The organism is Streptomyces sp. NPDC060198 (assembly GCF_042728415.1).
Lineage (GTDB): Bacteria > Actinomycetota > Actinomycetes > Streptomycetales > Streptomycetaceae > Streptomyces.
This window is the reverse complement of the sequence record NZ_JBHWZJ010000369.1, coordinates 1-6872: the sequence shown is the minus strand read 5'-3', so window position 1 is coordinate 6872 and position 6872 is coordinate 1. Positions and strand designations below refer to the sequence as shown.

General features: G+C 69.7%; 6 protein-coding genes. 2 read left to right on the top strand and 4 right to left on the bottom strand.

Annotated features, from left to right (window positions below; genetic code table 11):
- Positions 1 to 16: 16 nt before the first annotated feature.
- Positions 17 to 982 (bottom strand): hydrogen peroxide-inducible genes activator, encoded by a 966-nt coding sequence (locus ACFWEP_RS29415; RefSeq protein ID WP_387374522.1) that lies wholly within the window; start codon positions 980 to 982, stop codon positions 17 to 19.
- Between the two features lie 133 nt (positions 983 to 1115).
- Between ACFWEP_RS29415 and ACFWEP_RS29410 the strand changes: the two genes are divergently transcribed.
- Together ACFWEP_RS29410 and ACFWEP_RS29405 are read left to right on the top strand one after the other, a co-directional pair.
- A complete protein-coding gene (locus tag ACFWEP_RS29410; protein ID WP_328719654.1) occupies positions 1116 to 1670 on the top strand; it encodes a peroxiredoxin in 555 nt (184 codons plus the stop codon).
- 12 nt (positions 1671 to 1682) lie between these two features.
- Positions 1683 to 2216, top strand: coding sequence for an alkyl hydroperoxide reductase (locus ACFWEP_RS29405; protein ID WP_387374520.1), 534 nt, complete (start codon positions 1683 to 1685; stop codon positions 2214 to 2216).
- A gap of 107 nt (positions 2217 to 2323) precedes the next feature.
- On the opposite strand, the gene ACFWEP_RS29400 is transcribed toward ACFWEP_RS29405, so the two are convergent.
- From ACFWEP_RS29400 to ACFWEP_RS29390, 3 genes are all read right to left on the bottom strand, one after another.
- Positions 2324 to 3886, bottom strand: coding sequence for an AI-2E family transporter (locus tag ACFWEP_RS29400; protein WP_387374518.1), 1563 nt, complete (start codon positions 3884 to 3886; stop codon positions 2324 to 2326).
- Positions 3887 to 4044: 158 nt separating this feature from the next.
- Positions 4045 to 4764 carry a transglycosylase SLT domain-containing protein gene (locus ACFWEP_RS29395; RefSeq protein WP_387374516.1) on the bottom strand — a complete coding sequence of 240 codons (720 nt, stop codon included), beginning with the start codon at positions 4762 to 4764 and terminating at the stop codon, positions 4045 to 4047.
- Positions 4765 to 5175: 411 nt separating this feature from the next.
- On the bottom strand, positions 5176 to 6492 hold the full coding sequence (locus ACFWEP_RS29390; protein WP_387374514.1) for a PhoH family protein: 1317 nt from the start codon (positions 6490 to 6492) through the stop codon (positions 5176 to 5178).
- Positions 6493 to 6872: the final 380 nt, after the last annotated feature.

The following is a 6872-nucleotide window of genomic DNA, read 5'->3' as shown; positions in this document are numbered from 1 at the left end:
CCGGGGCCGCCGGGGTTCAGTGCTCCCCGGCGGCCGTCGTCCGTACCGGGAGTACGGCCATCGCCTCGCGCAGTGCCGCGGCGAGACGGCCGAACTCCTCGTGGCGGGCGGTCCCGGTGCGCATCGCCAGTGCGACCCGCCGCGAGGGGGCGGGTGCGGCGAAGCGGGCGGTGGCCAGTGCCGGGTTGCGGTCGGTCTCCACGGTCACGGCGGTGCGCGGCAGCAGCGTGACGCCGAGGCCGCCGGCGACGAGCTGGACGAGGGTGGAGAGCCCGGCGGCGGTCGTCGTCACCGGCGTCCCGTCCACGCGTCCGGCCTCCCGGCAGATGTCCAGCGCCTGGTCGCGCAGGCAGTGCCCCTCGTCGAGCAGCAGCAGCGGCAGGTCGCGCAGCTCCTCGCGGGGGATGTCCTCGCGACCGCCGAGCCGGTGGGTCCGCTCGGTGACCAGGACGAAGTCCTCGTCGAAGAGCGGCAGCTCGGTGACGCCGGGGTGACCGAGCGGCACGGCGAGCAGCAGCAGGTCCAGCCGTCCACCGGTGAGCCCCTCCAGCAGTGAGGAGGTCTGCTCCTCGTGCACCTGGAGATCGAGTGCGGGGTACCGGTCGTGGACCAGGCGCAGCACGGCCGGCAGCAGGTAGGGCGCCACGGTCGGGATCACCCCCAGCCGCAGCGTCCCGGTGAACGGCGCGCGGACCGCTTCGGCCTCCTCGACGAGCGCGCCCACCGCGTCCATGACGGCTCCGGCGCGGACCGCGAGGCGTTCGCCCGCCGCCGAGAGCAGCACCTTGCGCGTCGTCCGCTCGATGAGCTGGACACCGAGTGCCTCCTCCAGCGAGGAGACGGCCCCGGAGAGGGCGGGCTGGCTCATCCCGATGGCCGCCGCCGCGTCCCGGAAGTGCAGGTGCTCCGCGACGGCCACGAAGGCGCGCAGCTGGGAGAGGCTGGGCTGTTTGGTCCTGTTGCCCTGGATTGGCTGGGCCACTGATAGGTACCTCCGATCATCGGAACCGAGTGTAGCTATTTCCGCGATCAATGCACTCTGTGCCAAGGTGGAGCCAGTCCAACCCTCCAGGAAGGCTCCCAAAAGGGGAATTCCTGACCTGCTAGGAGATCGCGTGCTCACTGTTGGTGACAAGTTCCCCGAGTTCGACCTGACCGCCTGCGTGTCGCTGGAGAGCGGCAAGGAGTTCGCTCAGATCGACCACAAGACCTACGAGGGTCAGTGGAAGATCGTCTTCGCGTGGCCCAAGGACTTCACCTTCGTGTGCCCGACCGAGATCGCCGCCTTCGGCAAGCTGAACGAGGAGTTCGCCGACCGTGACGCGCAGATCCTCGGCTTCTCCGGCGACTCCGAGTTCGTGCACCACGCCTGGCGCAAGGACCACCCGGACCTGACCGACCTGCCGTTCCCGATGATGGCCGACTCGAAGCACGAGCTCATGCGTGACCTCGGCATCGAGGGCGAGGACGGCTTCGCGCAGCGCGCCGTCTTCATCGTCGACCAGAACAACGAGATCCAGTTCACGATGGTGACCGCCGGTTCCGTGGGCCGTAACCCCAAGGAGGTCCTGCGGGTCCTCGACGCCCTGCAGACCGACGAGCTCTGCCCGTGCAACTGGACCAAGGGCGAGAACACCCTGGACCCGGTCGCCCTCCTCTCCGGCGAGTGAGCTGACATCACCATGGCACTCGACGAACTCAAGTCCGCCATACCGGACTTCGCGAAGGACCTGAAGCTGAACCTCGGTTCGGTCATCGGCAACAGCGAACTGCCGCAGCAGCAGCTCTGGGGCACCGTGCTCGCCTGCGCGATCGCCTCGCGTTCGCCGCAGGTCCTGCGCGAGCTGGAGCCGGAGGCCAAGGCCAACCTCTCCGCGGAGGCGTACACCGCCGCGAAGTCGGCCGCCGCCATCATGGCGATGAACAACGTCTTCTACCGGACCCGGCACCTGCTGTCGGACCCGGAGTACGGCAACCTCCGCGCGGGTCTGCGGATGAACGTCATCGGCAAGCCGGGCGTGGAGAAGATCGACTTCGAGCTGTGGTCGCTCGCCGTCTCCGCGATCAACGGCTGCGGCCAGTGCCTGGACTCCCACGAGCAGGTGCTCCGCCAGGCCGGCGTGGACCGTGAGACCATTCAGGAAGCCGTGAAGATCGCTTCGGTGATCCAGGCCGTCGGCGTCACCCTCGAAGCCGAGGCCGTGCTCGCCGAATAGGACAGCGGTACCTTGTACGAGAAGGACCCCGCGGACGACCGACCGTCCGCGGGGTCCTTCTTTTCGTTCGCGAGCCCCCGCGCGTGAGCTTCTCGTGTGCGGGCTGCCTACGGGCGGTCCGGACGGCCGCCGGGGCCGGTGCCGGTGTCCTCCGGCCGGATTTCCGGGGCTTCGGGGGTGGCGGGTGCCTCAGGGGTGGCGGGTGCAGCGGGTGCTTCGGGGGTGGCGGGGGCCCCACCGCTCGTCCCCGTACCGTCGGTCCCGTCCTCACCGCCCGGGTACGACTCGTCGTACCGGTCCTCGGGCGGGGTGCCGGGGGCGGGGGTGGGTGCCACGTGGAGCGCGGAGGCGCCGTGCGGCTGCGGGGAGTGCCGCTGGGCCTCCTGCCTGCTGTACGACCTCAGGTAGCCGACCACCGTGTTCGTGACGGCGACCAGCGGTACGGCGACGACCGCGCCGCCGATGCCCGCGACCATCCCGCCGGCGGCGACGGAGAGCACCACGGCGAGCGGGTGGACCCGCACCGCCCGGCCGAGGATGAACGGCTGGAGGATGTGCCCCTCGATCTGCTGCACCGCCAGCACCACGATCAGCACCATGAGGGCGGTGAACACCCCCTCGGTGACGAGCGCGACGACCACCGCCAGCGCCCCGGACACCACGGCGCCGACCAGCGGGATGAAGGCGAAGAGGAAGATGAACACGGCGAGCGGCACCGCCATCGGCACGTCGAGGAACCAGATCCCGAGCCCGATGAAGATGGCGTCGATCAACGCGACGATCACGGTGCCCCGCACGTAGGCGGTGAGCGTGCGCCAGGCACGCGGTCCGGCGCCGGCGACCCCCGGACGGGCCTGGGCGGGGACCAGTTTGAGGGTCCACTCCCAGATCCGCTTGCCGTCGTACAGCAGGAAGAGCGTCGAGAACATCGCGAGCAGCATCCCGGTGAGGAACTCGACCATCACCGTGACGCCCTGGAGGCCGGCGGAAGTGATCTCCTCGGTGTTGGTGCCGATGGTGTCGCTGAGGTTCTTGGCGATGTCGTTGATCTGGGACTCGGTGACGTGGAAGGGGCTGTCCAGCAACCAGCGCTTCAACTCGTCGATACCGTCGCGGACCTTGTCGGAGAGGGTGTCGAGGTTGTCCATCACCTGCCAGACGACGAACCAGCCGACCAGCCCCATGATGACGAAGCCCAGGACCGCGGTGACGGCCGTGGCCAGACCGCGCGGCAGCCCGTACCGCCGCAGGCGCACCACGGTCGGCTGGAGCAGCGCCGTGACGAGCAGGGCGGCCACGAAGGCGAGCACGACGAGCTGGACGGCGCTGATGACCCGCATCAGCACCCAGAGGGTGCCCGCGAGCACGAGCAGCCGCCAGCCGGCCTCCGCGGCGACCCGCATGCCCCAGGGGATGGAGGCCACCGGATCGGGCCGGGCGGCGACGTCGGGGGCGTAGGCGGGCGGCGCGGGCACCTGTGCGCCCGCGTCGGGGTCGCTCTTCGCGGCCGGGGCGCTCGCGTGAGGGTGGCGGGAGCGCGCGGACGTGTGCGGTGCGCGCCCGGACTCCGCATCCTCGCGCGCGGCTTGCTCCCGCCGTTCCTCCAGGCGGGCCGCCAGGTCCGTCAGTTCGGCCCCGGCGCGTCCGAGCCAACCGGGCAGTTTCGACATGCGTGGTCCCTCTCCCCCGTGGGTGTGCACCGACCGTCTACCCCCGAAAGGCCGGAATGCGACCGTACATGGGTGACACGTCGCACCACGCATGATGCCCCGCACCGTCGGACGGTGCGGGGCATCAGGGGGTCGGAGCGGGGAACGGCCCAGTCGGCCTAGTACCAGTGGTTGGCCTGCCAGAACGACCAGGCGCCGCAGGGGCTCTTGTAGCTGGCGTTCATGTAGCTGAGGCCCCACTTGATCTGGGTGGCCGGGTTGGTCTGCCAGTCGGCGCCGGCGGACGCCATCTTGGAGCCCGGGAGCGCCTGGACCAGACCGTACGCGCCGGAGGAGGCGTTGACCGCCTGGTAGTTCCACGTGGACTCGTGGTTCACGATGTTGCTGAAGCACTGGAACTGGTCGGCGGGGATCATCTGCCGCGCGATGGCCTGGACCTCGGCGACCGAGTACGAGCCCTGGGCGGCGAACGACGTGGCGTCGCGCACGGCCGAACGGCTGGCGCGCTCCTGGGCGTCCTTGGCCTCCTGGGCTTCCTTGGCTTCCCTCTCGCGCTCCGCCTGGTCCTCGGCCGACTGCTTCTTGACCTTGGCGTCCTTGGCGGCCTGGAGTCGCGCGGACTCCTCGGCCGACTTCTTCGCGGCGGCGTCGGCTGCGGATGCCTGGGCATCGGCCTGCTGCGTCAGCGAAGCGGTCTGGACCTGGGCCTGGTGGCCCACGGGGATGTCTGCGAGCAGCGTGGTGTCGGCTGCGGTGGCCTCGAAGTTGTTGTCGTCGACAGCGGGAGTGCTGCCCGAAGCAACGCCTACGACGGCGCCAACGGTGGTGACCGCGGTGGCTGATGCCACTGCGAACCCCCGGACCGAGATCCGGCTCACACGGTGTCCTTCCAGCATCGCCCGCTTAGGTGACCTCGCGGGCGCGATCGTGCCCTCTGACACTGGCCTCCCTACTGCTTGGGTCACGGGAGACACGGGCCCGGTGGGCAACTTCCTCGCGGAAGTGCCGCGTGGTGCTCGCGGGCGGCATACGGAGATCGGTTGTTGAGTTGTGTGGTGCTGAGCGCCTTTGAAGGTGCCCGGTTTCCGTATGCGGGGCCTGACGGAAGCAAGACTCTGCCGGAGAAGGACGCCGAGAAGCAATTCTCTGTTGCGTGGGAAAGCTCACACGCTCCTTATGCCACCCGTTTGACGGAAATGACGGCGCGACATGAAGGCGCCCGGCTAAGCTGCTTCGCTCGCCGGGCGCCCCCTGGACATGCAGGACAGATCGCTGAATCTGTCGTATTTTTATCCTTCTTCGAGCATTTCGGTCACCAGCGCGGCGATCTGCGAACGTTCGGAGCGGGTGAGTGTCACATGAGCGAAGAGTGGATGACCCTTCAGCTTCTCGACGACGGCGACCACTCCGTCGTACCGGCCGACCCTGAGGTTGTCCCGCTGGGCCACGTCATGGGTGAGCACCACACGCGAATTCGCCCCGATACGGGACAGAACGGTCAGCAGGACATTGCGTTCGAGTGACTGCGCCTCGTCGACGATCACGAACGCGTCGTGCAGCGAGCGGCCCCGGATGTGGGTGAGCGGCAGGACCTCCAACATGCCGCGCCCCAGCACCTCCTCGATCACCTCGCGCCCCGCCACCGCCGACAGCGTGTCGAAGACGGCCTGCGCCCAGGGGCTCATCTTCTCGGCCTCGCTGCCCGGGAGATAGCCCAGCTCCTGCCCGCCGACCGCGTACAGCGGCCGGAAGACCATCACCTTCTGGTGCTGGCGGCGCTCCAGGACGGCTTCGAGGCCGGCGCAGAGCGCCAGCGCCGACTTGCCCGTACCGGCCCGGCCGCCGAGCGACACGATGCCGACCTCCGGGTCGAGCAGCAGGTCGAGCGCGATCCGCTGTTCGGCGCTGCGCCCGTGGATGCCGAACGCCTCCCGGTCCCCGCGCACCAGACGGACGTTGCCCTGTGCCGTCACCCGGCCGAGCGCCTTGCCCCGCTCGGACTGGAGCACGAGCCCGGTGTGCACCGGGAGCTCGGCCGCCTCGGGGACGTACAGCGTCTCCTCCGAGAACAGCAGGTCCACCTGTTCACCGGAGAGCGGCAGTTCGGCCATCCCCGTGTGCCCCGAGTCGGTGATGGCGAGTTCGGCGCGGTACTCCTCGGCGAGCAGCCCGACCGAGGACGCCTTGATGCGCAGCGGAAGGTCCTTGGAGACGACCGTGACGTCGTACCCCTCGGCCTGGAGATTGCGCGCCACCGCGAGAATCCGTGAGTCGTTGTCCCCCAGCCGGTAGCCGGCGGGCAGAACGCCGGGATCGGAGTGGTTGAGTTCGACACGGAGCGTGCCGCCCAGGTCCCCGAGGGGGATCGGAGCGTCGAGCCTGCCGTACCGGACCCGGAAGTCGTCGAGCAGGCGCAGGGCCTGCCGGGCGAAGTAACCGAGCTCCGGGTGGTGCCTTTTGGCCTCCAGCTCCGTGACGACGACGATCGGCAGCACGACTTCGTGCTCGTCGAAGCGCGTCATGGCGTTGGGGTCGGCCAGCAGGACGCTGGTGTCGAGAACATAGGTGCGCCTGTCGGGCATGCGGCGCTTTGAGCTGGTCACCACGGAAGGACGTACCCCCTCGGACGAGGTCGGGGAGTGCGACGGGCGTCGCGGAACTTCCCGGAGGAAGAGGACGGACCGGGTTCTGGCCCCCGCGCGCGGGCCGAACGCCGGCCCTCCGCGTCGGCCGTACGGTGCGTACGGTCCTTCGTGTGCAAAGGGCCTCCCGGGTGGACGGTCCGGTGGGCCGTCCACATGCTGCGACGTCCGCCTGGTTGATGACCGGACGTCGACCTGTCAGGGGTATTCCCTCGAACGCCCGAAGCCATGCAACGGGTTGCGCCACCGTCCCCAGGCGCCCAGGTGGACACGTGGCAACCGCCGGCCGACGAACCGCGGACCGCGGACCGCCACGAGGGCGCCCCCGGTCGACGGGGACGCCC